Below are 25,905 nucleotides of genomic sequence, written 5' to 3'. Positions count from 1 at the left end.
GCCCTATACTTTCCTAACTGAGCGGCATCTGGATCTCCACCATCAACTCCTCAGCAGCCACCTCATCAGGGTGGTTAAGATAAATTTCAATGCTGAAGGTGGACTCCGCCTGGCGTCCGGATTTGGCCAGCCACTCACCGCACATTTCCGTGTAACTGTCAATCAACTTGTCGTATGACCCTTTATGCAAAGCCACCGCATAATCACCAGACGGGACTTCGGTTATATTGATGCCCTGTTCCGCCTGCACCTCTTCCGGCACGGTTATGCAGGCATCAAACCTTATACGGTCTTCCTCGGTCACATCCGGGTCATCCCAGCAGATTCCCAAATAGTCCACTTCCGGCCCCAATAGCCCCTTGGGCCCTGCCCAGGCGCAGAGTTTTTCCCAGGCAGGCGTACACTGATCATAAGGTCCCATATGCCTTACATATGCCACCTTGCGGGCCTCTAATTTCTTAATTTCTATATCCATGCCACAGGCTCCTTTTTTCACGTAATTCTCTGATCTTCTGGCCAAATCCATACGCTTGGTCAGATTTGACCGCGCCCTGTTTCTAAAGATGGTGGGAGAAAGACCAAAACGGTCCTTAAGTGCCCGGATAAAAGCTTCCAGGCTTTCGTAACCCGCCTCCCAGGCCAGTTCCGTGACTGAGCGCTCGGTAAACCGAAGCCCCCAGGCGGCCCTGTCCAGCCTTAACCGGCGGACATGCGAGGCCACTGATTCACCTACCTGAGCCTTGAAAACACGATGAAAATGAAACGGTGAAAAACAGGCGCGCCTTGCCAGGTCTTCTAATTTCAAATCCTCATCCAAATTACTTTGGATATAGCTCAAGACCTGTAAAATTCGTTTTTCATGACTCTCGCTTGTACTTGTTTTCATCGTTAGCACCGTCTGGTCTTTCATCCACTTTGCCGCGGCGAGGATATGCTACCTCAGGGGCCTTGAGGCGGCTTAGCAGACTTTGCTAAAAAAGCTGTTTAAACAAAAAAATCCAACCAAGTGTAAGCACCTGATTGGACTAAGAAGAAATCTTTAAAGTTTTTTTTTAATAGGCAGGCTCAGGCAGTTGAGTGGTGATAAAGTCAACATGCTCAGCCAAATCGTCGGAAATATCGGCCCACAACGGGTCCAGGCCGATCTGCAGCCCCTCGTTTTTGGCCAGTTTAATGGCCGGCACCAGATCAGAGTCGGCAGTTATGAGAATCAGGCTGTCCACCAACTTCTTCTGGGCCAAGGTGGCGATGTCCAGCCCCAACTTCATATCAACCGCCTTTTGCTCTATCTGGGGCGCGACATCACTTTCCGAAAGATCATCCACTGAAATACGCTTTTTCAGAAGCAGCCTTACCTGGTCCTGACTGATGATCCAATTTTTATTGCGCCAAACGGTCTTGCCGATACGAAGGGCAATATTTGGGGTTCTTTTAATGGACTCAAACAGTTTACGCTGCTGTTGGGCAACTGCGGTCTGACCAAAGTCCACAGGATGATCGGTAATGGGATGCAGTCCCTTCATCTCAAGGGGGGCGGTACAGTAGTAAAAAATTCGATAAAGCCGAGCATCTTTGGCAATAAAGTCACCATCATTATTTCTGAGATGCTGCATACAATAATCGCGGATGCCCGGTCCATCGTAAAAAAAAGATTTCAACCAGTAAACCCTTTTACGCATGAACCAGCCATCAATCAAAAAAGCAACTTTCTGCATAGTGTCTTCCCAAATAAAAACCCCTTGGTCGGCCCCGGTGCATCCTAATCCGAGGCGTTGCAAGGGGTAAGTTCAATAAGAACGACCCGGTATGATAGTATAATCAAATGGGTTTTTGACCCTCGGCGCTATAAAAAGCGCCTTCCACGGAACATATATATTTTTTCTTGCTCCCTGTCAATCAAAACCCTGTCGGAATCAGGTGTCATGCTTTGGCGTATTTACACTCCACCACTTCCATTTTTTGTTGCTCATCCACTATCACCACCGGGCAACGGGCCTTGGCACAGACCTTCTCAACAGTGCTGCCATAGTGGGTCCGGCCGTATTTGGAAGGGCCCATGGCCCCAAGCACAATCAAGTCCACCGGGTTTTCCCTTATGTAACGCAAAATCTCCACATAGGCAGTGCCCACGCAAACCTTGTACCTGTATTTTCCAGGCTGTCCCTCGGGATGAGGGTAGCATCTCCTTAACTTGGAAAGGGTCTTTTCCATAAACTCGGAGGAAGCCTGGGTCACCTGACCGCTGGACTGATCCAATATGGTTTCAGTGGGCATGTATCTATGCAAAGACGGCAGTACATGCAGCACATGCAGGCGAATCCCCTTCACTTCCCCCAGATCCTCAAGCAATGCGTAGACACTGCCCGGCTTTTCAACCTCATCCGCACAAAACAAAATGGTTCTGAACCGTTTGGCCAGTTGTTCCGGCTCACCCAACCCGGCCTCGGCCAATTTGCGAAAAAGCCCCGCCTCACCTTGGTTCTGGTTCATATCTGAATTCATCTTCTCTGTCTCAACCCGGGACCCGGAGGTTTCACCGCCTGTTTGATAATCCTCCATTTAAACCTCCTTTGCCCTGACCTATAGTCCATCTTTCATACCAATATTATACCCATATTTTTCAGGTTATTGGTGAACTCTTGGGCCCGGCTGAAGCCCTTTGCTCAAGCCTTGAACACCGTGGAAGCAAAAATACGTCCCAAATCTTAAAAATAAAGGGCAACCGGATTTTCAAGGCCTGAAAGCTCAAGTCCTGATTAAAAAGAACGGCACTTTATTTTGAACACCGGAGACTAAAACGGGGATTACTTGCCGCCTCCGGGCCTTGCCCGCAGATGACACTCACCGCAAGCCAGGGGAATATTTTCCGCAAGGCCCCGCTGGTCAATTTCCAGATGACATTCCATGCACTGGGTGTGAAAGGCGTCAATCAGGGACAAGGGATTATCCCCGGGCTCTTTTTCATGGCAGTCTGCGCAACGGTTGCCTTCACCTCCGGTATTGTTCATAAACTCATCATAATCATGGTGACAACGCACACATTCCAGACTTTCCGCGTGCTTTTCATGGCTGAAATGCACGGCCGGCCTTTGGTGGGGCCCCAGTTCCTGGGTGTTCAAAATCATCACTGCATCCTGGGCAAAACAGGACGCGCTCCCAAAAACAAAAAAGCACCCAAGCAAAAGGCCGGGGTAAAAAGCTTTTAGTTTGCGATAGTTGAGAATAACGCCGGAATATTTCATTTTGCATCCCCCTTTGCCTCAGGTTCAGCAATATCCCGGGTTGAGCTCTCCCCTCCGGCGGGGCGCATCTCCTCAGGTATAATCATGGATTCCACAATCAGCTCCTTGAAGCTGACAATCCTGAGCCCCAGTTCATATTTCTTGTTAAGGTCGGTTATCTGGTCAAAACAGTTATGGCAGGCCACTATGATAGTCTTGGCTCCGGTCTTCTTAAGCTGCTCCGCCTTGAGCCTGCCTGAAGTCATGCGCCTTTCCTTATACTCCGGGCCCATGGGGATATACCCTCCGCCCCCGCCGCAGCAATGGTTGTATTCTTCCTTTGGGTCAGGGTCCCTGAAATCCGGGCACAGCGCATGGGCCAGCTCCCGCATCATCACCCATAACCCACCGTTTCTGGAGATATTGCAGGGGTCTTGGATCGTCACCCCTTCACTGGGGCGTTTTTCCGGGTCTATGAGCACCCTTTTGTCCCTCACCACATACTCCCACAAAAGCTGCACCGCGTGTTTCACAGGCACGGGCGGGTTTCCGCCGGGTATATCCAGGTAGTAAGGGCCTTCAAAAGCCGCGGACCTGTAGGCATGGCCGCACTCGGTTGTGAGGATATACTTGACTCCCAATTTCACGGCCTGATCATACATGGGTTTGACCATAAGGCCTGAAATGGATTTATCCCCACAAAACATGGCCAGGTTGGTATCGTCCCATCCCTTGCTCGGCACGGTCCAGCTCTCCCGGGCCACCTTGAATATCTGGAACATCATGCCCATGTCCTGGGGATAAAACATGGGCTCCCTGGGATTGACCGTGTACATGTACTTGACCCCGGGTTTATCCGCCGGGCATTCTATTCCCCCAACATCCTCGCCATATTCATCTGCCATCCACTCACAGGTTTCCAGCCACTCCTCATCCGGCATACCCATTTGATTACCTGTAGCCAGGATATTTTTCTTGGCGTCCTTCAATCCCTGGGGGATCTCGCCCTGTGAGTCCAAAACCGTCCTGGCCACCATAATCATGGCGGCTATATCTATGCCAAAGGGGCAAAACATCGAACACCTGCGGCACAGGGTGCAATCACCAAAGGCAATTTCCTTGGCCTTTACCAGGAAATCCCGATCAAATTTGCCCTTTTTCCTGATCATTTCGCCCAAGGTGGCCCTGGCTTTATAGGCCGGGCTCATCTTGGGGTCTTTATCATTGGTGAGATAAAACAGGCAGGCATCAGCACAAAGGCCGCAGCCGGTGCATATTTCCAGCCAGGTTCTGAGTCGGGCGCTGTGATTGGTTTTTAAAATAGCCTTGATACTGGCGGTCTCTACTGGGGCCAAGTTGGGATTTTTGGGGGAAATATCTTTACTTTCAGTCATTTATACACCTCAGAATACCTGATCTGGATATTTTGCATCTTCACCAGGTCCTGGCCCCGGCCCGGCCGTTCTGCTCCCGGCGTCCTCCCATGTCCGAGCCGATAAAAAAGCGGCTGGGGAAAAACAAAAAGGCGTGGGAGAGCTTTGTAAAGGGGATCACCAGCAACAAAATTTCACCTGCCATCATATGCAGGCAAAGCATCACTCTATAAGGCCCCACTTGATGATAAGCCAAAAAGCCGGTGATAAAAGGAGCCAGAGTCAGCAACAAAAGCACATAGTCACGGGGGCCTGACAAAAGACGAACCTCCGGCCTGGTCAAACGGCGCAGCAAAAGCCCCATTCCGATCAACACAAAAAGCACGGTGATAAAATCGGCAATATAGTCAGGCATTGACCAAAGACTGAATCCTAAATTCCTTTGCAACAAGATATTATGGGCGCTTAAAAACAGAGGCGTGACCAATAAAAATAAATGAAAAAACCAAACGGAAAAGGCAAAAATCGGCTTTTTACGATAGGTCAAGGCGGCCGGAGGCAACAGCCAATGCCATATGGAGCGCACTCCCCACTTCCAGCTCAGGTGGTTGTAAAAAATCTTGTCCCGCTCCCGGCTGATCCCAAACAAAAAAGCCAGTCTGACAAGTATTCCGACCCCGAAAACCACAAAAGCAACCCAGGCGCCGGGGCCGGCTAAAAAAAGATATATCTTGTCCATCCATACTTCCCTAGTAAAAACAGATTTTAACTTCCAGTTTCAGTATCATCAGGTTACCCCACCTTATGCACTACAAACAAGAAGCACCTGTTTTCTGGAATTAAAAAGAGGCTTCAAAAGGCATTGCCGGCGGGATTGCCTTTTGAGGCCTGATCAACCGGCGCAAACTCAAGTCCAGCGGATTTGGTCTCTGGTTTCAGATTAAGGGATAAACCGGTTTCAAATCGAAATCGGGCATTTCCGTCGGCTGGACAGGTTAAAAAAATAGGCTTATGATTAAATTAAACGGCAAATAAAAGGGTATCCAGTTCTAAGAGGGGGTAGGCATGATTTCATTATGCAACCGAAACCGTTTTAAATAAAAATGCCCGCATGAAAAAGAATTTTCAGTCTCCAAGGCCGGAACCAAGAGGCCTTTTGGGAAATCCCATATGCCGTCTCCCTTGAGCCCGAAAAAATTTATTCCCCTGGGCGCCGTCTCTGTCCTGATCCTGTTTTTGCTCTTTTTCACTTCCTGCCAATTCAATCAACCCCAGTCAAAGCTCACCAATGAGCAATCAGCATGGTTATCGAAACATCCGGTAATCCGCCTGGCCCCTGATCCGGACTATCCGCCCATTGATTTTTTTAATGAGGCAAACAAATACACCGGGCTTTCCGCTGAATATGTCAGGCTGATAGAGGCACACATCGGTCGGCCCTTTAAAATAGTCCGCCTGAAAAACTTTGATCAGGCCCTGGAGCAGGCACAGAGACGTCGGGTGGATATTATCTGCACCCTGCAGAAAAACCAGGCCAGGGAAAAGTACCTTCACTTTTCCGAACCCATAATCAGTGTTCCCAATGTCATAATCACCGGCAAAAGAAAATTTGAAAGGTTAAAGTTTGAGAACCTGAAAAAAATGCGGGTCTGTGCGGTCAAAGGGCACACTGTTTTGAAATGGCTTGAAAGGGATCATCCGGACCTTAAAATTTCCCTGGTGGAAAGCACCATCGAAGGATTGACAGAGGTTTCCTTCGGCGTGTCCGACGCCATGATCGCAGAGCTTCCCACAGCCTCTTATGTAATCAGCCAAAAAGGCATAACCAATCTCAAAGTCGCCGGAGATACGGGATACAACTACGACCTGCGCATTGGAGTGCGCAAAGACTGGCCCATCTTGAAGGAAATCATAAACACTGCTTTAGCCGGAATTTCAAATGATCAAAGGAAGGAAATAAAACAACACTGGATATCCTTTGACGGTTACGGTGAAAGCCTTATCAGGCGTTATTCCCTTGAATTGGGCTTGGTCATCGGCTTTTTAGCACTGATTTTCCTTATTGTTCTGGTCTGGAACCTGACGCTCAAAAAACAGGTCTCCCAACGCACACAACAGCTTTTAAAAGAGTTGGAAGACAGAAAGCAAGCGGAAAAAAGGGCCAGGCAAAGTGAGCTCAAATACAAGGGCCTGGTCAATAATATCGTGGGAGCCAGTTTTCGATGCCAGTTTGACCACTCATACAGCATGGAATTCATGAGTGACTATATCCAGACCATCACCGGTTATGCCTCCAAGAGTTTTGTAAGTGAGCCCACCCGGAGCTTGCGGGACATAATCATTGCCCAAGACAGAAAGCCATTCCGGGAAGCCCTGCAAAACCAGATCGAAAAGAACCTTCCCTTTGACCTGGAATGCAGGATTGTGGATTCCAAAGGCGGTGTTCATTGGTTGCAGGTAAGGGGGCAGGCCATAAAAGACAATCAGGGTATGGTTCAATATATAGACGGGGCCATGTTTGACATAACCCAACGCAAGGAAGCCGAAAAACAACTGAACTATTTTGAGAAGATTGTGGCCACCTCAAACGACTTCCTTATCCTGGTGGATCAAAACCTGTTTATAAAAGTCTGCAACCAAAAATTCGCCGATGCCTTTGAACTAAGCCAATGGGAGCTTAAAGGTAAAAACCTGGCCCGTTTTTTCATGGAAATTTTGGGTGAAGATCATTTTTTGGAACTGGCCCAAAGCAGCAGGTCCCAGGGAAACGCCAAGACGGTTTTTTGGTACCTTTTCCCTAAACAGGTCCACCGGAAGCTACTCAAGGTTATGATTTACCCGGAAAAAACCGCAAACGGAAGCCTTGATACACCGGGCTACCTCATCAACATAAGAGATATAACCAAAATCAACAAACTGGAGGTTCAACTGCGTCAGGCCGCCAAACTGGAGGCCATCGGCACCCTGGCCGGTGGTATTGCCCATGATTTCAACAATATCCTTTCGGCCATAATCGGCTATACAGAGCTGACCTTGAGACAGAACCAGGAAACCCCGAAGGTGGCCCAAAATATGGAGGAGGTGCTCAAGGCCGCGGAGCGGGCCCAAAGCCTCATAGCCCAGATTCTGACCTTCAGCCGCCAGGATGAGCAGGCATTTCAGGCCGTGCAGCTGGGCTCTTTGGTCAAGGAAGCCCTCAAACTGCTGAAGGCGTCCCTGCCCTCCACCATTGAAATGAAATTCAAGATTGAAAGCGACCTGGCTATAATGGCGGACCCCACCCAAATCCATCAGGTGGTCATGAATATTTGCACCAACGCTGGTCATGCCATGCTGGAAAAGGGCGGGGTCATGACCGTGCAGCTTACCTCGGAGCGGATGAATGATCAGGAGCTGGAAGGACATCCCGATCTGAAACCGGGCCGTTACCTCAAGCTTACAGTAAGCGACACGGGAATCGGTATGTCCCAGGAAGTAAAAGAACGTATATTCGAGCCTTTTTTCACCACCAAGGACAAGGGAAAAGGCACGGGCCTGGGTCTCAGCGTGGTGCATGGCATAGTCAAAAGCCATGGCGGAGATATAACGGTCTACAGCGAGCCTAACCAGGGTTCGGCCTTTAACATCCTGTTTCCGGCCATTGATCAAAAGGTAAAGGCCCCGCAAAAAGCCATAAACCAGATCCCCAAGGGAAACGAAAAAATCCTTCTGGTTGATGATGAACAGGTGCTGGTGGATATAGGCAAGATGTCCCTGGAGGTTTTGGGCTACCAGGTGGTGGGCGAGACCAGCAGCCTCAGGGCCTTGGAAATCTTTACCAAAAACCTAAATACCTTTGATCTGGTGATCACGGATATGACCATGCCTAAAATGACCGGCGAGGAACTCTGCAAAAACATCCGCAAGCTGGACGCAACCACACCGGTTATTATTTGCACTGGTTTCAGTTCCATGCTTGACAAGAAAAAGCTGGCCGAGATGGGAGCGGACGGCCTGTTGCCCAAACCGGTCAAGACCAGGGATATGGCCCTGACGATCAGAAAAATCCTGGATGAAAAAGGCCAAAAAAACAAAGAAAAGGCCGGATTCGATTCCACTGATCAAACCCGGCCCCAAGCCGATTGATTGGTTTTAAGCCGACGTGCCTGTCAACAGTTTTGTCAGATCCAGATTATTTTCCGCCAATGCCGCCAGTTCTTCAAAAGAAGCTTCCCCAAGCCGGTCAAGCCAGGGCAGGGTCCCCAGGTAAGGGGTCTTTGTATATTCGTTTATCAGTCCGGGATTAAGGCTTACCGAAGGGTCATTTGCCTGCTCGGGCTTAAGCCCGCTTAAACAATACCCGACCGTTAGCACCTGCTCTCTGGCCAGTTCACGTAGGGAAAGCAAAGTGTGGTTAATAGTGCCCAATCCGGGACGACCGACCAGAAGGACAGGCAAATCAAGGACTTTGATCAAATCCAGCATGGTTTTATTTTCACTCAAAGGGGCAAGGAGGCCTCCTGCCCCTTCAAAGACCACGATTTCGCGCAGCCTCATTATTTCAAGGGCTTTTTCCCTTAACTCTTCCAGGCCAAAGAACCTGTTTTCCCTGCGGGCGGCCGCCAGGGGAGTCAGGGGCTCGCTAAAACAAAGGGGGTTTACCAGGCTGAGATTATCTTCCAATTGAGCGGCCTGTTTGATCCAAACCGCATCCGGATTGTAAAGCCCCCCGTCTTTGGAAATTCCTTCAGTGCCCACGCATTTTTGATAGGAAGCATCGAGGCTACGTTTTTTCATGGCAGCCACCAGGGCTGCCGAGACCACGGTTTTGCCGGCGTCGGTATCCGTACCGGCCACGAATATTCCCTTGGGGGTCATGAAAAAAGCTCCTGTCTGGCCTCTTCAAAGGCCTTTACCGCAAAATCCACGTCTTCTTCGGTATGGGCGGCACTCACTGTAACCCTGATTCTGCTCTCTCCCGCTGGCACAGTGGGAGGCCGCATGGCAGGAGCGTACAAACCGTTTTTTAAAAGGCTTTTGGCCATGGCCACGGCCCGGGATGCCTCTCCCACCATGACCGGCAGGATGGGTCCGCTTTGACTCTTTACCGAAAATCCTTTTTCGATAAGACCGTTGCGCAACCGCCTGGACAGATTATGGAGTTTTTCCCTTCGCCAGGGTTCTTCATCCACCAGATCCAAGGCCTTTTCAGCCACCGCAGTCTGGGCTGGCGGAGGCGCAGTGGTATAGAGAAGCGGCCTTGCCCCCTGTATCAGACTGTTTATGACCACCTGGTCTGCGGCCACAAAGCCTCCCAATCCGCCAAGAGCCTTGCTGAAGGTGCCGACCTGAATCAAACCGGGTTGGGGAATCATGCGGAAAAATTCCAGAGTTCCCCTGCCGGCGGCTCCCCAGACCCCAGTGGCGTGGGCATCGTCCACCACCATGAGCGCCCCGTTTTTCCGGGCCGCCTCCCACAGATCAGGGAGCAAGGCCAGATCACCATCCATGGAAAAGACCCCGTCCGTGACCAAAAGCTTCAGGCCTTTGGTCTTTTCAGCGGCCAGAATCCGGGCCGCCTCCTTGGGGTGGTTATGAGGATAAACCTTTATCCTGGCCCGGCTTAATCGACAGGCGTCTATAATGCTGGCATGGTTTAAAGAATCGCTCACCACCAGGTCGTCCGGACCGGCCAGCCCGGAAATCGCTGCCAAATTGGTCATGTAGCCGGTGGAGAAAAAAAGGGCTGCCTCTGTGTGTTTGAATTCGGCGATCTTTCTTTCCAACTCCTGGTGGCCATCCATAGTGCCTGCGGCCAAACGGCTGGCCCCACAGCCCGCCCCCAACTTATGCGAGGCATTTTTAGCGGCCTCGACCAAAGCGGGGTGGCGGCACAAGCCCAGATAATCATTGCCGGCCATGAGCAGGCAATCTTTGCCCTGGACCCTGACCCTGGCGCCCGTGGCAGGCCCCACGGTCACCAGGGAGCGGCCCAACCCGGCCCGCCTTTTTTCTTCCAGGCGGGCCGTGAGAATATCTAAAGCCTCCGGGTGCATCATGCCGTCTCCGTCACCTCTGAGATCGCCTTTTCCGTGGCAGCGAGCAAAAGATCAAGCTCCTCCAGGGTGGAGGACAAAGGCGGCATCAAAATAACCGTGTCTCCCAGGGGACGGATGATCACCCCGTGTTTGCGCGCGGCCATAATCACCTTGTGTCCCATGCGTTCGCTGGCCTCATAGGGCTCGTCAGCCTCTTTATCCAGGGCAAGCTCAATGCCGACCATCATGCCCTGGCGGCGGATCTCAACCACATGCTTGAGAGCGGCGATTTTAGCCAGGCCCTTTTCCAGGTGATCTATGGAAGCGGCCAGATTTTCCAGCACCCGGTTTTCGGAAAAGAGCTCCAGGCTGGCCAGGGCCGCGGCGCAGGCCAGGGGGTTTCCGGTATAGGTGTGACCGTGGAAAAAGGTCTTGAATTCATCAAAATCACCCAAGAAGGCATTGTAAACCCGGTCGTTGGCCATAGTGGCGGCCAGAGGCAGGGTTCCGCCGGTTATGCCCTTGCCCATGCACATGATATCCGGCTCGATTCCCTCCAGTTCACAGGCGAACATCTTGCCCGTGCGGCCGAATCCAGTGGCGACTTCATCGGCCATGAAAAGAATATCGTGTTTTTGGGCTATTTCATAAAGCCTGGTCAGATAGCCCTTGGGCTGGGCCACCATGCCTGCCGCACCCTGCATCATGGGTTCAACCACCAGGGCGCAGACCTCGGGACCGTGCTTTTCCAAGATGTCATCCAGGGCATTGGCACAGGCCAGGTCGCATTCAGGATATTTGAGCCCCAAACGGCATGCGCGGCAATGGGGCTGAGGCAGGCGATGGACATCAAAAAGAAGTGGCCCGTAAACCTTGTGGAAAAGGTCTATGCCGCCTACGCTCACACTGCCGATGGTGTCTCCGTGATAGGCGTTTTCCAAGGCAACAAAGGTTTTTCTCTGGGTCTGTCCCACCTGCTGCCAATGCTGGTAGGCGATCTTGAGCCCGATCTCAACTGCGGTTGAACCGCTCTCCGAATAAAATGACCACTTAAGATCTCCCGGCGCAATCTCTGCCAGCCTGGCGGCCAGGAGAACGGCCAGGGGATGGCTCAGGCCCAGGAGAGTGGAGTGGTCCAGCCTTTCAAGCTGGTCTTTTATGGCGGCTTTAATGCGGGGGTGGTTGTGTCCGTGAACCGTGACCCAAAGTGAACTCACCCCGTCGAAATAACGGTTGCCGTCTGTATCGATGAGCCAGTTTTTGTCACCCTTTTCAATAATCAGGGGCGGCTCTTCCGGCCAGAGTTTCATCTGGGTGAAGGGATGCCAAAGGTGGTTTATATCTTTTTGTATCAGCTCTTCAGTACGGTTCATTTTACTTTCCAATCCCGGCCAGGTTTAAACCCAGGGCAGCGATATCCTTGACATCGCTGGTTGGCTCCTGGCCCTTGGTGGTGAGGTAATCGCCTATCATGGTGGAACTGGCCCCTGCCAAATGCATCAGGGGAGCCAGAGATCCCAGCACCTGATGTCTGCCCCCGCAGGTGCGCAAATGGGCCCTTGGAGCCATAATCCTGGCCACGGCCACGGCTGCCAGGGCCTTCAGGGGAGAAAGCATGGGGAGACTCCCCAATTTGGTGCCTGGTATGGGGTTCAAAAAATTAAGGGGGATGCTCTGGGGGGTTAAATCAGCCACCGCCTTCAGAAATTCGGCCCTTTCCCAGGCGGATTCACCCAGCCCCACAATCCCGCCCACACAGACCTCGAGACCGGCCTCTTTAGCCATAAGCACAGTCTCCACCCTTTGTTCATAGGCATGGGTGGTGCAGATGCGGGGGAAATGGGTGGGGCCTGACTCCAGGTTATGATGATAACGCACAAACCCGGCAGCCTTGAGCCGCTCCGCCTGGCCGGGAGCCAAAATACCCAAAGAGGCGCAAGGCAGAATGGTCTTTTCTTTTCTGAGGATCTCGGCCGCCCGGCAGAGGCTATCCAAATCAGCTCCCTTGGGACAGCCCCGGCCGCTGGTGACAATGCCAAAGCGCAAGGCCCCCGCCCTGGCCGCCGCCCTGCCCCTGTTGACAATCTCATCCACTTCCAAAAGGGAGTGTACAAGAGCCTTGGTCTGGTAATGACTGCTCTGGGCGCAAAAGGCGCAGTCCTCACTACATCGTCCGGAACGGGCGTTGACTATGGCGCAGAACTCCACCTCATTGCCTTGGGCTTTCTCACGCAGTCCGGTTGCCCGGGCCATGAGTTCGGCCAGCTCAGCCAGGGAACCCGGCTCAAGCCACTTGGCCGCTTCATCCAGGCTCATCTCCTTGCCGCCGAGTTTACCGGATGTGTTGCTTTCCATTTGTTCCAGCATGAAATCCGCCGCCTTTTTTCGATTATTGTCAACCATTATAAAATATAGGTTGACAATATATAAGAGCGGCGCGGATAACGCAACAAACTTGGCTGCGCCAAGTGGTTCACCCTCAAGTAGGAGCCTGTTTACCGGCAGGAAAAAGGGATGGAAGCAAATTGACACACCAAGGAGCCGGGCCAGAGGATCACCCCCGCCCGGCTCCTTGGGCGGTTTTCATCAAGACTTGTCCGTAAAAAGCTCTGTGCTTAGATAACGCTCGCCTGTACTGGCCAAAATCACCACCAGCACCTTGTCTTTATTCTCTTCCCTGGCCGCCACCTTGATTGCCGCAGCCAAAGCGGCCCCGGAAGAAATGCCGCAGAGCAGGCCCTCTTCTTTGGCCGCGCGCCTGGACATGGCAAAGGCTTCTTCACTGGTGACTGTAACCACCTCATCCAAAATAGAAAGGTTCAGCACGCAGGGCACAAAGCCCGCCCCGATGCCCTGGATTTTATGAGGCCCCGGAGAGCCGCCGGAGAGGACCGGAGACTCGGCCGGTTCCACGGCAATGGCCTTGAATCCGGGTTTAAGCTCCTTTATAACCTCTGCAATCCCGGTGATGGTGCCGCCGGTTCCCACCCCGGCAACCAGCATGTCGACCCGGCCGTTGGAGTCCCGCCAGATCTCCATGGCGGTTGTCCGGCGGTGGGCTGCGGGATTGGCCGGATTGGAGAACTGATCAGGCATAAATGACTTTGCCTTATAGGCCAACACCTCTCTGGCCTTGGCAATGGCCCCTTTCATGCCCTCGGCGGCCGGAGTCAGAATCAACCTGGCTCCAAGGTGGGTTAACAGCTTACGGCGCTCCATGCTCATGGATTCCGGCATGGTGAGCGTCAGTTGAAGCCCCCTGGCCGCGCAGATAAAGGCCAGGGCAATGCCGGTATTGCCGCTGGTGGGCTCCACCACCATGGTATCCTTATCCAGCACACCCCTGGCCAGGGCGTCTGCAATCATAGAGGCTCCGATGCGATCCTTTACACTTCCCAGGGGATTGTTGTACTCGATCTTGGCCCAAATCCGGGCATAAAGCCCCTTGGCCAGACGATTTACGCGCACCAGGGGAGTCTGGCCAATGGCCCATCCCAAGTCATCATACACCCGGCTCATGACTCTTCCTCCGGTCCTCTCGGCTCGGCCCCGCCTTTGTAAACCAGCTCCGGGGTCTTTAAAAAGACCTTGGTGTCCGCTGGAACCGACTCCGTGAGCCAGACGTTGCCGCCTATAACGCTTCTGGCCCCGATTACGGTTTCCCCGCCCAATATAGTCGCCCCGGAATAGATGATCACGTCATCTTCTATCGTGGGATGGCGCTTTAAATTTCTCATGCTGCGTCCCGAGCCCGGAGGCAGGCTCAAGGCTCCCAGGGTCACACCCTGATAGATGCGCACCCGATGACCGATATTCGTGGATTCCCCTATGACAACGCCGGTGCCGTGATCAATGAAAAAGCTCTCGCCTATCTCGGCCCCGGGATGGATGTCTATGCCTGTATGACTGTGGGCATATTCGGTCATCATCCTGGGCAGGATGGGTATGGCCATTTTACGAAGGATATGGGCCAGGCGATAAACCGTCATGGCATACTGGCCGGGATAGCTGAAGATGATCTCATCCACACTGCCGCTGGCCGGGTCTCCCTCAAAGGCGGCCATAATATCCTTGGCCAGGGTGGTGCGTAATCCAGGCAGGCTCTTAAGAAACCTCAGTCCGGCCTCCCTGCCCAGGCGCTCGCATTCAAGACAGTGTTTTTCATAGCGAAAGCAATCGTGACGCACCGCGTGGCTGATCTGATTGGAGATAAGCCGATAAAGCCTGGTCATTCTCTGCCCCAGGTAATATTCCAAATTGACTTGGTCAATGGGAGCATCGCCAAAATAACCGGGGAACAGCACCTCACGGCAAAGGTCGATTATCTTTACCATAGCTTGCCTGGAAGGTAAGGGAACCGGGCTTATATGGTCGTGACAATGCCCTCCATGGCAGGTGGAAACCAGTTCGGAAACAATTTTGGGCAGACTCTGATAATGTTGGTCACTGTCCACCAGGTCCTCCATGCACTTATCATATTCAGCCTCTGCCATGGTTTTGAGATCCATTTTTAGCCTCCATCAAGTTAGCAGGTTCAGTCGCCCGGAGGCAGGTTTCTGAATCTGCCGGTTTTCTTAAGCTTAAGGCCCAAGGCCATGGTGGCTGCCATAAGCCCGATTTTACGTTTTGTCTTGTCCAGGATGCCGTAAGCGGGTTTGGTTATTTTTTCCCCGGAGGCAATCCCCTCCAGGGGATCGGTCCAAACCAGGGTCTCTACCTTGCCGAGATCGGGATATTCCTCTGAGCCCTCCCCAAAAGGGCCGCCGGTCTGAAAACCGAGTTCCTGTTGGGCCGCTTTGGTGAGCATGATGTATTGGGCGGCATCAACTGAATTTTTGAGAAGGCTGTGCACTAAAATGGTGTCCAGCCCATGTAGGGTCGTAAAGTTGGCGATCTTGTCCAAGACTGCCTCCCCGGCGTGAACCACCACCTTGAGCTTAAGCTGCTCAAGGCTGCCGCAGGCTCCGCAGTGACAAGTGTTCGAACCTGTCAGGTAATCCAACTTACGGGAAAAAGCCAGGATAAAGGAAACCAGTTTATTTGAGATCTGCTCCTTGGCCTTCTGCCATTTGGCCTGGGAATTAGGGCGCAAGGCATACATAAAGACCGCGTCACCTTCAATCTCGGCCACCTGCAATGGGATATCCACCTCCCTGATTATGGCCTTGAGCAACTCGCCGATCAGGTGCTGGCTGTGAATCAACTCCATGCGGTTTTTAGTCATGAACCTGGTGTATCCGCTGATATCGGCGATCACCAAGATCACCTTCTTTTCCACTGGAGGCATCGGCTCTCCCTGCTGTCCAAAAAGTAAGATCCGGAACGTCTAAAACCTATTTTACTACTCTGAATAAGCAAGGCAATTCCATACTGGGAATTTACAGATCATTATCCGACCGGAATCAGGAAGTTTTACTTAAAAGCCCCAAGTTTTTTTCAAAAACAGCCTCGGCAAGATCCCCGGCGGGCCACAGCAGTGGGCATTTTTAGAAAGTTATTTTTAATCAAATATAAAAATAACTTTCTAAAAAGAGGAATTCTACAAATGTGAATCATTTTATTTTATTAAAAATATTTCTGTAAATACAAATATATAAAAAATATCAAAATTTTAATATTGACGGAAAGCCACCTATTCGTATATGTATACGATTCAGGATGTAATACGTATACGATTTTGATCGTTTCCAAGACCCATCTCTTTTCTTCCCTAAAACAATTCAGGGGAGAAATTTTAAAAGGCCCCAGCGGGAGGGTGTGTTGCCGAATCAGGCTCCCTATAAGTTGAAGAGAATCCGCGCTCGCAACAATCTCAAGGAGACGGTTTACCAGCGGCTTAAAGAGGCTATTGTGCAGGGGCTCTTTCCCCAAGGCTCCATGCTCAACGAGTCTGACCTGACCAAGGCCATGAATATCAGCCGAACTCCCTTGCGCGAGGCCTTTAACCGGCTCAGGGCGGAAGGCCTTATCCAGGCCATACCCAATCGGGGAGTCAGGGTGGTTGAGTTCAGCAAAGAAGATATGCTTGAACTCACCCGGGTGCGGGAGGTGTTGGAGACAACCTTTCTGTCCCAAAGCATGAAAAACATAACCGACCAAGATGTCAAAACCATCCGTAAAGCACTTAACGAAGCTGAATCAGACATCAAAGACGCGCTTACCGAAGACGACCTGCACCAGGCTCACCAGCGTTATCTGGAAGCGGACAAACTGCTCCACGACCGGCTGGTTGAAGCCTGCGGCAACAAGTATTGGATCGGACTCTACAACAACATCAAAAACAGGGTGCGGATGTGCAGCCAGCAGACAGTGAAGATTCCTTCCCGTTTTCTGTTGGCTATGGAACAGCACCATGCCATTTTGAACGCCCTGGAAAAGAAAGACGCCGAACTCGCTTGCCAGGTAATGGTCACGCACATAGGCAACGTGCAAAAAAGCGTTATACAGGCGGCCTATGAAAACACCGGGAGCGAAGCCCGGTAACAAGGCCTTTTCAATTACGAAATGGGGAAAGGCCAGGGAGCGTCGGAGATGAAACTACCCGCCTTTGGAATGATTAAACAGCTTTATCCCCACAACCCTCTGCCGGATGCTGCCGCCTGGGTAAACCAGGAATTTGCCAGGACCGATTTTCTAAAAACAGTCAAACCCGGCCAGAGTGTGGCCATAACCGCAGGTTCCAGGGGTATTAAATCCATGCCCCAGGTCCTGGCCGGCATAGTTCATGAAGTTAAAAAGGCGGGAGGAAAGCCCTTTATCATTCCTGCCATGGGCAGCCACGGAGGCGGCACCGGCCCGGGACAGGCCGAACTCCTGGACCATCTGGGCATCAATGAAAAGACCGTGGGAGCGCCGATTCACGACCGTTACGACCCAATTAAGGTGGGCGAAGCCAAGGGCATGGTCCCGGTATATGCGGACAAGGCCAGCAAAGAGGCCGATCACGTGATCCTGGTGAACCGGGTGAAAGAACACACCGAATACCAGGGCGAGACCGAATCCGGCCTGATCAAGATGGCGGCCATTGGCCTGGGTCGTCAGATGGGGGCTGAGACAACCCATCGCCTGGCAGTCAACATCACCTATTACGAGGCCCTGCACGCCGTGGCCAAGGTGCTTTTTGAGAACTTAAATGTGCTCGGCGGAGTGGCCATATTAGAGGACCAGCTGAACACCATGCGCCGCCTGGAGGCGGTGCCGGTTGACCTTATCTTTGAAAGGGAGCCGGAGATCTTAAAGGAGACTATCTCCTACAAGCCCAAACTTCCCTATGAAGAACTTGATCTGTTGATCATAGACGAAATCGGAAAAGAAATCTCCGGCACTGGGGCCGACACCAAGGTGGTGGGGCGCATCATGAATATCTATGAAAAAGAAGCCAAAAGCCCCAATATCACCCGTATTGTGATCCGGGATCTAAGCGAGAAAACAGACGGAAACGCCATTGGACTGGGTCTTGCCGACTACACCACCCAAAAGGCTGTGGACAAGATCAACCTGGACACAACCCTTTTGAACTGTGTTACCGGCGGCACCCCGGAGAAGGGGCGCATCCCCCTTTATCTTGCGAACGACCAAAAGGCGATCGAAACCGCCCTGCGCACTGTGGGTGTGTGGGATGAAACAACACTTAAGGCCGCATGGATCATAAACTCCAAGGACCTGGAGGTTATCGCCGTTTCCCAAAAACTCTGGCAGGAGGCAAAAGACTCTGAAAATACGGAGCCTTTGGGCAAACTCCTTGATCTGCCCTTTGACGAGGACGGCAACCTGCCCAAGTTAAGGGAGTTAATTCAGAAATAAAAAATACTCCGGCCAGGCCGATCAAGGTCAGGCTGTTTGGGTGTCTTTACCTGGAGGAAAAAGGTTTTTCTTCAAAAGGCCCGGCCGGAGATTTCTTAAGACAAGTGGACCGCATTTTTTGACCTTGTTTACTGAATTGGACTTGGGCTTTTTACGGCCCGGTCTTTTGAGAGGATGAAAAATGATCGAAGTGAGACTTCATGGCCGCGGCGGACAGGGGGCTGTGACCGCAGCCGAACTGGTGGCCCAGGCCGCTATTGCCGAGGGTAAATATGCCCAAGGCTTCCCCAGCTTTGGACCGGAACGCCGCGGCGCACCGGTTACCGCTTTCCTCAGGGTCTCGGACACTCCCATTGCCTTACGGGAAAGAGTCGACACCCCGGATGTGGTTGTGGTGTTGGATCCCACCCTTTTGGGAATCGTGGATGTAACCCACGGTATGAGGCCCGGCGGAACCCTGATTGTAAACCTGCCGCCCGATAAGCTCAGCGAGCTTAAAGATTTGAATGAAAAATACAACCTGACCCTGGTGGACGCCTCGGGCATCGCCATGGAGGCCCTGGGTGTGCCGATCACCAACACGGCCATCATCGGGTCCCTTATCAAGGCCACCGGCTTGTGTGAGCTTGATGCCCTGAACACTCCCCTGGAAAACCGTTTCGGCAAACTGGCCGCCAAGAACATAAAGGCCATGGGTCTGGCCCATCAGCGTTGTAGCCAGGCCGAAGCTCTCAATGCGGACGCCTATGACCAGCCCGAGGACGAGGGCTTTGTGATCGAAGCACTCCACCCCTTCCAGGAAATGGAAATCGGCGCAGAGGTCCCCCACCCCGGCAACAGCCGCGAATTTCTAACCGGCAACTGGCGCACGGCCGGACGCCCGGTGATCAACAAAGACAAATGCGTCAAATGCGGAATCTGCTGGGTGGTCTGCCCGGACATGGCCTTTAATGAAAACGAAGAAGGTTTCTTTGACTGGGATGAGCGCTACTGCAAGGGTTGCGGCATCTGCGCCGAACAATGCCCGGCCGGGGCCATCGTCATGGAGGCTGAATAAAAATGAACAAACCCATTGGAATTGAAGTTTCGCTGGCAGCGGCCGAGGCCGTTTCCCTGGCCAATGTAGACGTGGTGGCCGCCTACCCCATCACCCCCCAGACCCACGTGGTCGAGCATCTGGCCGAACTGGTGGCTGAAGGCGCACTCAAGGCCCAGTATGTGGCGGTCGAGAGCGAGCATTCCGCCATGAGCGCCTGTGTGGGAGCTTCCGCTGCGGGCAGCCGCACCTTCACGGCCACCGCCTCCCAGGGCCTGGCCTTGATGCATGAAATCCTGTATCTGCCTTCCAGCATGAGGCTCCCCATTGTCATGGTTGTGGCCAACCGGGCCTTATCCGCGCCGATCAACATCTGGGCCGACCATTCGGATATCATGCCCCAAAGGGACACCGGCTGGGTGCAACTCTTTGCTGAAAACGGTCAGGAGGTCTTTGACCTCACCCTGATGTCCTTTAAAGTGGCCGAAGACCACAAGGTGCTCCTGCCGGTGATGGTCAACATGGACGGATTCACCCTTTCCCATGTGATCGAGCCGGTGAGCATGCTCAACAAGGAAGAGGTCGACTCCTTCTTGCCTCCCATGGACCCGTTCCGTATGCTGGATCCGGAAAATCCCCGCAGCATCGGCGGATTTGCCACCCAGAACGCCTACACAGAAGTCAAGATGGCCCAGGAAGACGCCATGGGAAAAGCGGCCAAGGTGTTCGAGGCCGTGGCCGATGAATACAACCAGAAATTCGGTCGCGAGTACAAGGCAGTAGAGACCTATCGCACCGAAGACGCAGAAGTGATCCTGGTGACCATGGGCTCGGCCGGTGAGACCGCCCGCACCGCAGTGGACGAAATGCGCGAAACAGGCGTCAAGGTGGGGCAGGTCAGCATCCGCATGTGGCGTCCCTTCCCCTTGGATCAGTTCCGTCAGGCAGTCTCCGGAGCCAAGGTGGTGGCGGTTTTGGACCGCGCCCTTTCTCCCGGCAGCCAGGGGGGCCCCGTGGGCATGGAGGTGAGAAGCGCCTTCTTTGGATTCAATAACGCCCCGGTGATCAGGGATTTTGTGGCCGGTCTTGGCGGCCGTGAACTTAACCGCAAGGTCTTTAAAGAGATGACCTCTCGGGCCCTGGACCAGAACCAAGGGGACGAGGCCTACACCTTCTTGGATGCGAGGTTGAAATGAGTGCAGAACAAGCTTGTGCTTTTGAAAAAATAACCCCCAAGAACCTGCCCAAGTTCGAGGCCTTGGCCAGCGGACACAGGGCCTGCCAGGGCTGCGCCGAGATGCTGGCCATGCGTTTGGTCTTCAAAGCCGTGGGCCCCGATGTGATCGTGGTCAGCGCAACAGGCTGCATGGAGGTGGTCACCACCCCTTATCCCCAGACCGCCTGGGAGGTGCCTTGGCTGCACACTGCCTTTGAAAACGCCAGCGCAGTGGCCTCCGGTGTGGAAGCCGCGCGCAAGGCCATGTTCGATAAAGGCAGGTTGAAAAATAACGAAACAAAAATCGTGGCCATCGGCGGCGACGGCGGAACCGCGGACATTGGTTTCCAGTCCCTTTCCGGAGCCCTGGAGAGGGGTCACAACTTCACCTATGTCTGCTTTGACAACGAAGCTTACATGAACACGGGCATCCAGCGTTCCTCCGCCACTCCGGAAGGCGCCTGGACCACCACCACTCCCTTGGGTGAAATGGCGAAAAACGGCAAGGAAGGCCACAAAAAAGACCTGGCCGCCATTGTGGCCGCCCACAAAATTCCCTATGTGGCTACAGCCACCCCGGCCGGGCACATTGACCTTATGAACAAGGTGAGAAGAGCGGTCAACACTCCGGGACCGGCCTTTATCCATGTCCTGTCCCCTTGCCCCACCGGCTGGCGCATGCCCACCCAATATGCGGTGAAGGTTGCCAAAATGGCCGTGGACACTCGGGTTTTCCCACTCTATGAGGTAATCGACGGCAAGTATGTGCTCTCCCGTCAGGCCAAAAAGGCCAAGCCCATAGAGGAATACCTGAAAATGCAGGGCCGCTTCAAGCACCTGAAGCAGCAGGAAATAGACTTCCTGCAGGCTTCAGTGGACCAGCGCTTTGCCGAGTTGAACTGGCTGGCCGGTAAAGAAGACTAATCAAGCTCCTATCCTGACCCTCCCCGGCCGGAGCCTTTTCCCCAAAGGTTCCGGCCGGGGAACACATGGCGCCCCAAAAACCCGCGGTTTTTCGGGGGCCCTTAAGATCGCGTTTTGTGAAGTCCAGGGGAAAAAGCCGAAGAATCGGGTGCGGCGCGCTTGGGCGAAAAAAAAATTTTTTTTAGCGCCGTGCATCCAACAAATAAAGGAAAAACCGTCAAGCCAGGGTCTTGAGGAGGAAGTTATTTAACAGGCCGGAATATCATATTTTTTTATCTAAAAAATATACAAAAGCTGTTTATCATCTATTCTTCGATCAAAAAGAAAAGGCGACCTCATTCAGGACTTAATTTACAACCGGTGATCAGGGAAAGCGATGGGGGGAGGAAACAGGCAACGCAACTGCAAACCGCGTTCAAAAGGTTTGTAAAAATGTCCTCACTCCTGCCCAGATAAAGACATTTCATAAGGTTCAAAGGGGCAATGGATATTTTTTCCAATTGCAAGCCCCTTGGCCCCAACGCCTGCTTCTTCCATCGCTTCCCCTGGGCCGACCGGTTGTCCCTTTGTCAGGAGCCGTTTTTGGCCACTTGTATTTCCATGGACTTAAGTTTCTTATGCAGATGAGACCTTTCAAGCCCAATGGCCTCGGCGGTCTGGCTTACATTGCCCTGGTATTGATTAAGCTTTTCTTCCAGGTAAATCCGCTCAAAAAGCGCCTTGGCCTCTTTAAACCCATCCACACCAAGGGCCTGGTCATAGCGGCTGGAGCTTTTTTTCTTGCCGCCTAAGGTCTCGGGCAGATCCTCGGCTGTTATCACCTCGGAAGGGCAAAGAATAACCAGCCTTTCCACCAGGTTCTTGAGTTCCCGCACATTGCCGGGCCAGGCCTGCTGTTTCAAGGCCTCCAGGGCGCCGGGCGAAAACTCCTTGGGCTCCTGATGGGAGCGGGTCGCGATATCACGCAAAAACTCCTTCACCAAGCAGGGTATGTCTTCCATCCTTTCCCTCAGCGGAGGGACATGAATGGGAATCACATTCAAGCGGTAAAAAAGGTCCTCCCGAAAACGCCCGGCTTCTATCTCCTTGGGCAGGTCCTTGTTGGTGGCGGCCAAAACCCTTACATCAACAGATATGGTTGAGGTGCCGCCCACCCTCTCAAAACGCTGCTCCTGTAAAATCCTTAAAATTTTGGCCTGGGTGCGCAGGCTCATATCCGCTATTTCGTCCAGAAAAAGGGTCCCCTGGTCGGCCAGGTCGAACTTGCCTCTCTTGCGCACTCCGGCCCCGGTGAAGGCCCCCTTTTCATGACCGAAAAGTTCGGTTTCTATAAGGTCTTCAGGTATGGCGGCACAATTCACATCCACAAAGGCGTAGGTGGATCTGGCACTGCCCCGATGAACCGCGTGGGCCACCAGTTCCTTGCCGGTTCCGTTTTCACCGGTAATCAAAATCCAGGAATCCGTCGGGGCCACCCTGGATATGGCCTGGCGAATACTTTCTATGGCCGGGCTGGATCCGCTGATGGCGGGCGGTTCCTGTTTGGCCCGCAAAAGCCGGTTCTGCTCTGCCAACCGCCCCATTTCAAGGCCGTTTCTAACAGCCAAAAGGATCTTGTCCGCATCCAGGGGCTTTTCAATAAAATCAAAAGCTCCCAGCTTGGTTGAGGTGACCGCCGACTCCACGGAACCGTGGCCCGAGATCATCACCACCGGCAGATTGGGCCGGTCCTGCTTGAGCCTTTTCAGAACCTCCAGCCCATCCATCTCGGGCATCCAGATATCCAACAGCACCATCTCCGGGCTCTCTTCCCGGATCTTTTCCAGGGCGCTCGGTCCGTCATAGGCAGAGGAAACTTCGTATCCCTCGTCCTCCAGGATGCCCCTCAAGGACTGGCATATCATTTTTTCGTCGTCAACTATCATGACGTGTCCGGTCATAATGCCTCCAGAATTCCCCTTCGCTGTCGGCCGGCAGGCAACTCAACAATTATTCTGGCCCCCCTGGGTTGATTGTCCTGCACCCGCACGTATCCGTTATGATCCGCCACAATGGTGCTGACAATGGCCAGTCCCAGGCCGGTTCCGCCCCGTTTGGTGGAAAAGTAAGGTTCAAAAAGCCTGATGCGGTCTTTGGGCGGCACCCCCGGGCCGGTGTCCTCCACCTCCAGGCGCACTATCTTGAGAATATCGTCATAGGTCAGGCGAACCGTAATCTGCTTTGGCTGCTCCACGTCCTCTACCGCGGCCACCGCGTTTTCCAAAAGGTTGATCAAAACCCTGGACATCTGCTCCTTATCCAAGTCAAAAACAGGGATGGAATCCTCGCATTCCAGCTCAAAGGAGATATCCGGGCGCCCTCCCCTGAAAAGGGAGATGGCCTTTTCGCTGATAGCCACAATGTCACCCGGCTCCAGCCGGGAGGCCGGCAGGCGGGCAAAGGTCGAAAACTCGCTTACCAGCCGTTGCAGCTCATCGACCTGGTCAATTATAGTGCGGGTGCATTCCTTAAAGACCGCCTCGTCTTCTCCAAGCACCTTGGTATAGCGCCGCACCAGACGCTGGGCCGAAAGTTTAATGGGGGTGAGCGGATTTTTAACCTCATGGGCAATGCGCCGCGCCACTTCACGCCAGGCCGCCATGCGCTGGGCCTTTTCCAGTTCGGTCAAGTCTTCAAAGACCACAACCATGCCCAGATCCTTGCCCGCATCATCCTGCATAAAACCTATATGCACCATAAGGGTGAGGAATTCTCCGCCAAGCTTGAGCCGCACCTGCTTGCTGACCGAGGCCTTGGACCCGGGCAAAAGCCCCATCAAAAGCCTTTCGGCCATATCCAGGTGCTCGCCCTCCAGGAGCTTGCGCCAATGCTTGCCCACCACCAGCTCACTCTCCACCTTAAGCAGCCTGACCGCGGACTGGTTAAAGGTGGTTATACGCCCCATGGAATCCAGGGAAATAACCCCGGCCGCCACATTGCTGAGCACAATCTCCATGTAGCGCCGCCTTCTGTTCATCTCCAGGCTGGTGCGCTGCATCTCCTTGTGGGCCTCTTCCAAACGGGCCTTGCTGGTCTTCAAGTCCGCTGTCATGCGGTTGAAGGAACTGACCAGGGCCCCCATTTCATCAGATCCCAGATTGGAGCTGATGGAAAAGTCATAATCCCCTTCCGCCACCCTTTGAGTGCCCACGGCCAGTTCCTGCAAAGGCACCGTGATGGTCTTGGCCAGATGAAAGCCAAACCAGGTGGCCGCAAAGATAATGAGCAGGGTGACAATGGAAAGGGTTACATATTGATTGGTCTTTATGGGCTGTTTAAAGGCCTTGAGCTGGCGGTATCCCTCCAGGCCCTTGGCAATGGCCCGGGAGCGGGCCAGGGAATTTCTCGGCAAAAGGGTGAAAACCGCCACTGCGCCTATCACGCTTTTACCCCTGAATATGGGATGCACCCCGGCCACAAAGTCACCGGTGGGGGCATCCTGCATCTCGCTGAAGGGCTTGCCCGTGGTTATGGCCCTTTTTACCAGGTCCAGATGAAAGGCCTGTAAATGCCGGATGTGGGTGCCGCTTTGGGTGGCCGTGACTATTTCCTTCAACTCCGGATTGAATATACGCACCGCGGTCAGGTCAAATCTCCTTCTGCGGTATTCCACTATCTTCTCTAATCGATCAGTGGAATTATTAAGCCGGAAACGCCGGGACTCAATATCCTTGGCCATGGTCTCTGCAAAATGGGCGTTACTGGTCTTGATCATATTGCGATAGGCGTCTGAGATCTCCAGCGCGTCAAACAAAGAGGTCTCCACCTGGGCGCTGAACCAATACTCCATGGAGGTGCCCACGAACTGATAGGCGGCAAAGAAAAGTAGGCCTGTGGGGGCCAGGGAGAGAATCACAAACGCCACCACCAGCTTGGTGCGCAGGTGTGACCCCATCACACCTTTTCGCCTCTCCATCATCAGCTTTACCAGGTTTCTGAAAACCAGAAAGATGAGCAACAAGAGCAACAGCGCGTTTAAGTTGATAAGGGCAAAGAGCATGAGTGAGGAGCTTAAGGGCAACTCCACACCCAGGTCTGTCACCCTGGTCTCCAGGTAGGTGATAGCCGCCACGGCCACCAGGGTAATAAGGATAATGATCCTTTCCCTTTTGCGGCGGCGCAGCTCCTTGGTCAGCTCTTGGGAATCCCGCGCAGACACTTCTCGCTCAACTGATGAAGGTTAAGGGCCGGTGGTTTCAAACAAACACACCCGTAATGAATATACCAGGTTCCACCCGAATCCGGAAAAAGCCGGCTCTAACTGGGTGCCTGAGTA

The 25,905-nt window shown here is 53.1% G+C and carries 21 protein-coding genes and 1 pseudogene; 7 read left to right on the top strand and 15 right to left on the bottom strand.

Features of this window, described 5'->3' with window-relative positions:
• Window positions 1-13: 13 nt before the first annotated feature.
• The 6 genes from X474_RS04840 to X474_RS04815 all read right to left on the bottom strand — a co-directional run bounded on the left by X474_RS04840 (window position 14) and on the right by X474_RS04815 (window position 5,333).
• A complete protein-coding gene (locus tag X474_RS04840) occupies window positions 14-886 on the bottom strand; it encodes an AraC family transcriptional regulator (RefSeq protein WP_044347129.1) in 873 nt (290 codons plus the stop codon).
• Between the two features lie 166 nt (window positions 887-1,052).
• On the bottom strand, window positions 1,053-1,715 hold the full coding sequence (locus X474_RS04835; RefSeq protein WP_052514872.1) for an NYN domain-containing protein: 663 nt from the start codon (window positions 1,713-1,715) through the stop codon (window positions 1,053-1,055).
• A gap of 205 nt (window positions 1,716-1,920) precedes the next feature.
• Window positions 1,921-2,559 (bottom strand): universal stress protein, encoded by a 639-nt coding sequence (locus tag X474_RS04830; RefSeq protein WP_052514871.1) that lies wholly within the window; start codon window positions 2,557-2,559, stop codon window positions 1,921-1,923.
• 245 nt (window positions 2,560-2,804) lie between these two features.
• A complete protein-coding gene (locus X474_RS04825; RefSeq protein ID WP_197281975.1) occupies window positions 2,805-3,125 on the bottom strand; it encodes a cytochrome c3 family protein in 321 nt (106 codons plus the stop codon).
• Between the two features lie 113 nt (window positions 3,126-3,238).
• Window positions 3,239-4,615: a (Fe-S)-binding protein gene (locus X474_RS04820; RefSeq protein ID WP_052514869.1), complete on the bottom strand. Its 1,377-nt coding sequence runs from the start codon at window positions 4,613-4,615 to the stop codon at window positions 3,239-3,241.
• 40 nt (window positions 4,616-4,655) lie between these two features.
• Window positions 4,656-5,333, bottom strand: a complete 678-nt coding sequence (locus X474_RS04815) for a hypothetical protein (protein WP_052514868.1) — start codon at window positions 5,331-5,333, stop codon at window positions 4,656-4,658.
• A gap of 431 nt (window positions 5,334-5,764) precedes the next feature.
• On the opposite strand from X474_RS04815, the gene X474_RS04810 reads away from it, so the two are divergent.
• Window positions 5,765-8,719 (top strand): response regulator, encoded by a 2,955-nt coding sequence (locus X474_RS04810; RefSeq protein ID WP_052514867.1) that lies wholly within the window; start codon window positions 5,765-5,767, stop codon window positions 8,717-8,719.
• 6 nt (window positions 8,720-8,725) lie between these two features.
• Here X474_RS04810 and bioD read toward each other — a convergent pair whose 3' ends face one another.
• The 7 genes from bioD to X474_RS04775 form a co-directional block, all read right to left on the bottom strand.
• Window positions 8,726-9,451, bottom strand: a complete 726-nt coding sequence (bioD, locus tag X474_RS04805; RefSeq protein WP_044347128.1) for a dethiobiotin synthase — start codon at window positions 9,449-9,451, stop codon at window positions 8,726-8,728.
• The gene (gene bioF, locus X474_RS04800) at window positions 9,448-10,632 is read right to left on the bottom strand and encodes an 8-amino-7-oxononanoate synthase (protein WP_044347127.1); all 1,185 of its coding nucleotides are present in this window, start codon (window positions 10,630-10,632) and stop codon (window positions 9,448-9,450) included. Before bioF ends, bioD begins: the two co-directional genes overlap by 4 nt.
• On the bottom strand, window positions 10,629-11,984 hold the full coding sequence (bioA, locus tag X474_RS04795; RefSeq protein WP_044347126.1) for an adenosylmethionine--8-amino-7-oxononanoate transaminase: 1,356 nt from the start codon (window positions 11,982-11,984) through the stop codon (window positions 10,629-10,631). Before bioA ends, bioF begins: the two co-directional genes overlap by 4 nt.
• A gap of 1 nt (window position 11,985) precedes the next feature.
• Window positions 11,986-12,978 (bottom strand): biotin synthase BioB, encoded by a 993-nt coding sequence (gene bioB / locus X474_RS04790; RefSeq protein ID WP_044347125.1) that lies wholly within the window; start codon window positions 12,976-12,978, stop codon window positions 11,986-11,988.
• Between the two features lie 219 nt (window positions 12,979-13,197).
• Window positions 13,198-14,130 carry a cysteine synthase A gene (gene cysK, locus X474_RS04785; protein WP_044347124.1) on the bottom strand — a complete coding sequence of 311 codons (933 nt, stop codon included), beginning with the start codon at window positions 14,128-14,130 and terminating at the stop codon, window positions 13,198-13,200.
• Entirely contained in the window at window positions 14,127-15,119 is a 993-nt protein-coding gene (locus X474_RS04780) for a serine O-acetyltransferase (RefSeq protein WP_052514866.1), read from the bottom strand. Before X474_RS04780 ends, cysK begins: the two co-directional genes overlap by 4 nt.
• Window positions 15,120-15,145: 26 nt before the next feature.
• Window positions 15,146-15,898 (bottom strand): DUF2652 domain-containing protein, encoded by a 753-nt coding sequence (locus tag X474_RS04775; RefSeq protein WP_044347123.1) that lies wholly within the window; start codon window positions 15,896-15,898, stop codon window positions 15,146-15,148.
• A 473-nt stretch (window positions 15,899-16,371) separates the two neighbouring features.
• Here X474_RS04775 and X474_RS04770 point away from each other — a divergent pair, with 473 nt between their 5' ends.
• The 6 genes and pseudogenes from X474_RS04770 (at window position 16,372) to X474_RS04750 (ending at window position 21,590) form a co-directional block, all read left to right on the top strand.
• Entirely contained in the window at window positions 16,372-17,094 is a 723-nt protein-coding gene (locus tag X474_RS04770) for a GntR family transcriptional regulator (protein ID WP_044347122.1), read from the top strand.
• A 48-nt stretch (window positions 17,095-17,142) separates the two neighbouring features.
• Complete coding sequence (locus X474_RS04765; protein ID WP_052514865.1) at window positions 17,143-18,414, top strand: nickel pincer cofactor-dependent isomerase, group 22; 1,272 nt, start codon at window positions 17,143-17,145, stop codon at window positions 18,412-18,414.
• A gap of 181 nt (window positions 18,415-18,595) precedes the next feature.
• Window positions 18,596-19,120, top strand: a pseudogene (locus X474_RS27200) (2-oxoacid:acceptor oxidoreductase subunit gamma family protein); the annotation flags it as partial.
• Window positions 19,106-19,471, top strand: coding sequence for a 4Fe-4S binding protein (locus X474_RS27195; RefSeq protein WP_353743127.1), 366 nt, complete (start codon window positions 19,106-19,108; stop codon window positions 19,469-19,471). The pseudogene X474_RS27200 and the gene X474_RS27195, both read left to right, overlap by 15 nt.
• A 2-nt stretch (window positions 19,472-19,473) precedes the next feature.
• Window positions 19,474-20,646, top strand: coding sequence for a pyruvate ferredoxin oxidoreductase (gene porA / locus X474_RS04755; RefSeq protein ID WP_044347121.1), 1,173 nt, complete (start codon window positions 19,474-19,476; stop codon window positions 20,644-20,646).
• Window positions 20,643-21,590: a thiamine pyrophosphate-dependent enzyme gene (locus tag X474_RS04750; RefSeq protein WP_044347120.1), complete on the top strand. Its 948-nt coding sequence runs from the start codon at window positions 20,643-20,645 to the stop codon at window positions 21,588-21,590. The genes porA and X474_RS04750 overlap by 4 nt, the downstream gene beginning before the upstream one ends.
• 569 nt (window positions 21,591-22,159) lie before the next feature.
• Here the strand turns inward: X474_RS04750 and X474_RS04745 are convergent.
• Both X474_RS04745 and X474_RS04740 read right to left on the bottom strand, forming a co-directional pair.
• The gene (locus X474_RS04745; RefSeq protein WP_044347118.1) at window positions 22,160-23,530 is read right to left on the bottom strand and encodes a sigma-54-dependent transcriptional regulator; all 1,371 of its coding nucleotides are present in this window, start codon (window positions 23,528-23,530) and stop codon (window positions 22,160-22,162) included.
• Window positions 23,527-25,788, bottom strand: a complete 2,262-nt coding sequence (locus X474_RS04740) for a sensor histidine kinase (protein WP_044347117.1) — start codon at window positions 25,786-25,788, stop codon at window positions 23,527-23,529. The genes X474_RS04745 and X474_RS04740 overlap by 4 nt, the downstream gene beginning before the upstream one ends.
• Window positions 25,789-25,905: the final 117 nt, after the last annotated feature.

Origin of the sequence: Dethiosulfatarculus sandiegensis, from assembly GCF_000931935.2 — a bacterium.
In the GTDB taxonomy this organism is placed as follows: Bacteria; Desulfobacterota; Desulfarculia; order Desulfarculales; family Desulfarculaceae; genus Dethiosulfatarculus; species Dethiosulfatarculus sandiegensis.
The sequence above is the reverse complement of the archived record's forward strand: the minus strand, read 5'-3'. Positions and strand labels throughout refer to the sequence as shown.

Excerpts from the sequence above, each read along its gene's own strand:
- X474_RS04840 (WP_044347129.1), bottom strand. The coding sequence starts at position 886 with ATGAAAACAAGTACAAGCGAGAGTCATGAAAAACGAATTTTACAGGTC.
- X474_RS04835 (WP_052514872.1), bottom strand. The coding sequence starts at position 1,715 with ATGCAGAAAGTTGCTTTTTTGATTGATGGCTGGTTCATGCGTAAAAGG.
- X474_RS04830 (WP_052514871.1), bottom strand. The coding sequence starts at position 2,559 with ATGGAGGATTATCAAACAGGCGGTGAAACCTCCGGGTCCCGGGTTGAG.
- X474_RS04825 (WP_197281975.1), bottom strand. The coding sequence starts at position 3,125 with ATGATTTTGAACACCCAGGAACTGGGGCCCCACCAAAGGCCGGCCGTG.
- X474_RS04820 (WP_052514869.1), bottom strand. The coding sequence starts at position 4,615 with ATGACTGAAAGTAAAGATATTTCCCCCAAAAATCCCAACTTGGCCCCA.
- X474_RS04815 (WP_052514868.1), bottom strand. The coding sequence starts at position 5,333 with ATGGACAAGATATATCTTTTTTTAGCCGGCCCCGGCGCCTGGGTTGCT.
- X474_RS04810 (WP_052514867.1), top strand. The coding sequence starts at position 5,765 with ATGCCGTCTCCCTTGAGCCCGAAAAAATTTATTCCCCTGGGCGCCGTC.
- bioD (WP_044347128.1), bottom strand. The coding sequence starts at position 9,451 with ATGACCCCCAAGGGAATATTCGTGGCCGGTACGGATACCGACGCCGGC.
- bioF (WP_044347127.1), bottom strand. The coding sequence starts at position 10,632 with ATGATGCACCCGGAGGCTTTAGATATTCTCACGGCCCGCCTGGAAGAA.
- bioA (WP_044347126.1), bottom strand. The coding sequence starts at position 11,984 with ATGAACCGTACTGAAGAGCTGATACAAAAAGATATAAACCACCTTTGG.
- bioB (WP_044347125.1), bottom strand. The coding sequence starts at position 12,978 with ATGCTGGAACAAATGGAAAGCAACACATCCGGTAAACTCGGCGGCAAG.
- cysK (WP_044347124.1), bottom strand. The coding sequence starts at position 14,130 with ATGAGCCGGGTGTATGATGACTTGGGATGGGCCATTGGCCAGACTCCC.
- X474_RS04780 (WP_052514866.1), bottom strand. The coding sequence starts at position 15,119 with ATGGATCTCAAAACCATGGCAGAGGCTGAATATGATAAGTGCATGGAG.
- X474_RS04775 (WP_044347123.1), bottom strand. The coding sequence starts at position 15,898 with ATGCCTCCAGTGGAAAAGAAGGTGATCTTGGTGATCGCCGATATCAGC.
- X474_RS04765 (WP_052514865.1), top strand. The coding sequence starts at position 17,143 with ATGAAACTACCCGCCTTTGGAATGATTAAACAGCTTTATCCCCACAAC.
- X474_RS27195 (WP_353743127.1), top strand. The coding sequence starts at position 19,106 with ATGGGTCTGGCCCATCAGCGTTGTAGCCAGGCCGAAGCTCTCAATGCG.
- porA (WP_044347121.1), top strand. The coding sequence starts at position 19,474 with ATGAACAAACCCATTGGAATTGAAGTTTCGCTGGCAGCGGCCGAGGCC.
- X474_RS04750 (WP_044347120.1), top strand. The coding sequence starts at position 20,643 with ATGAGTGCAGAACAAGCTTGTGCTTTTGAAAAAATAACCCCCAAGAAC.
- X474_RS04745 (WP_044347118.1), bottom strand. The coding sequence starts at position 23,530 with ATGACCGGACACGTCATGATAGTTGACGACGAAAAAATGATATGCCAG.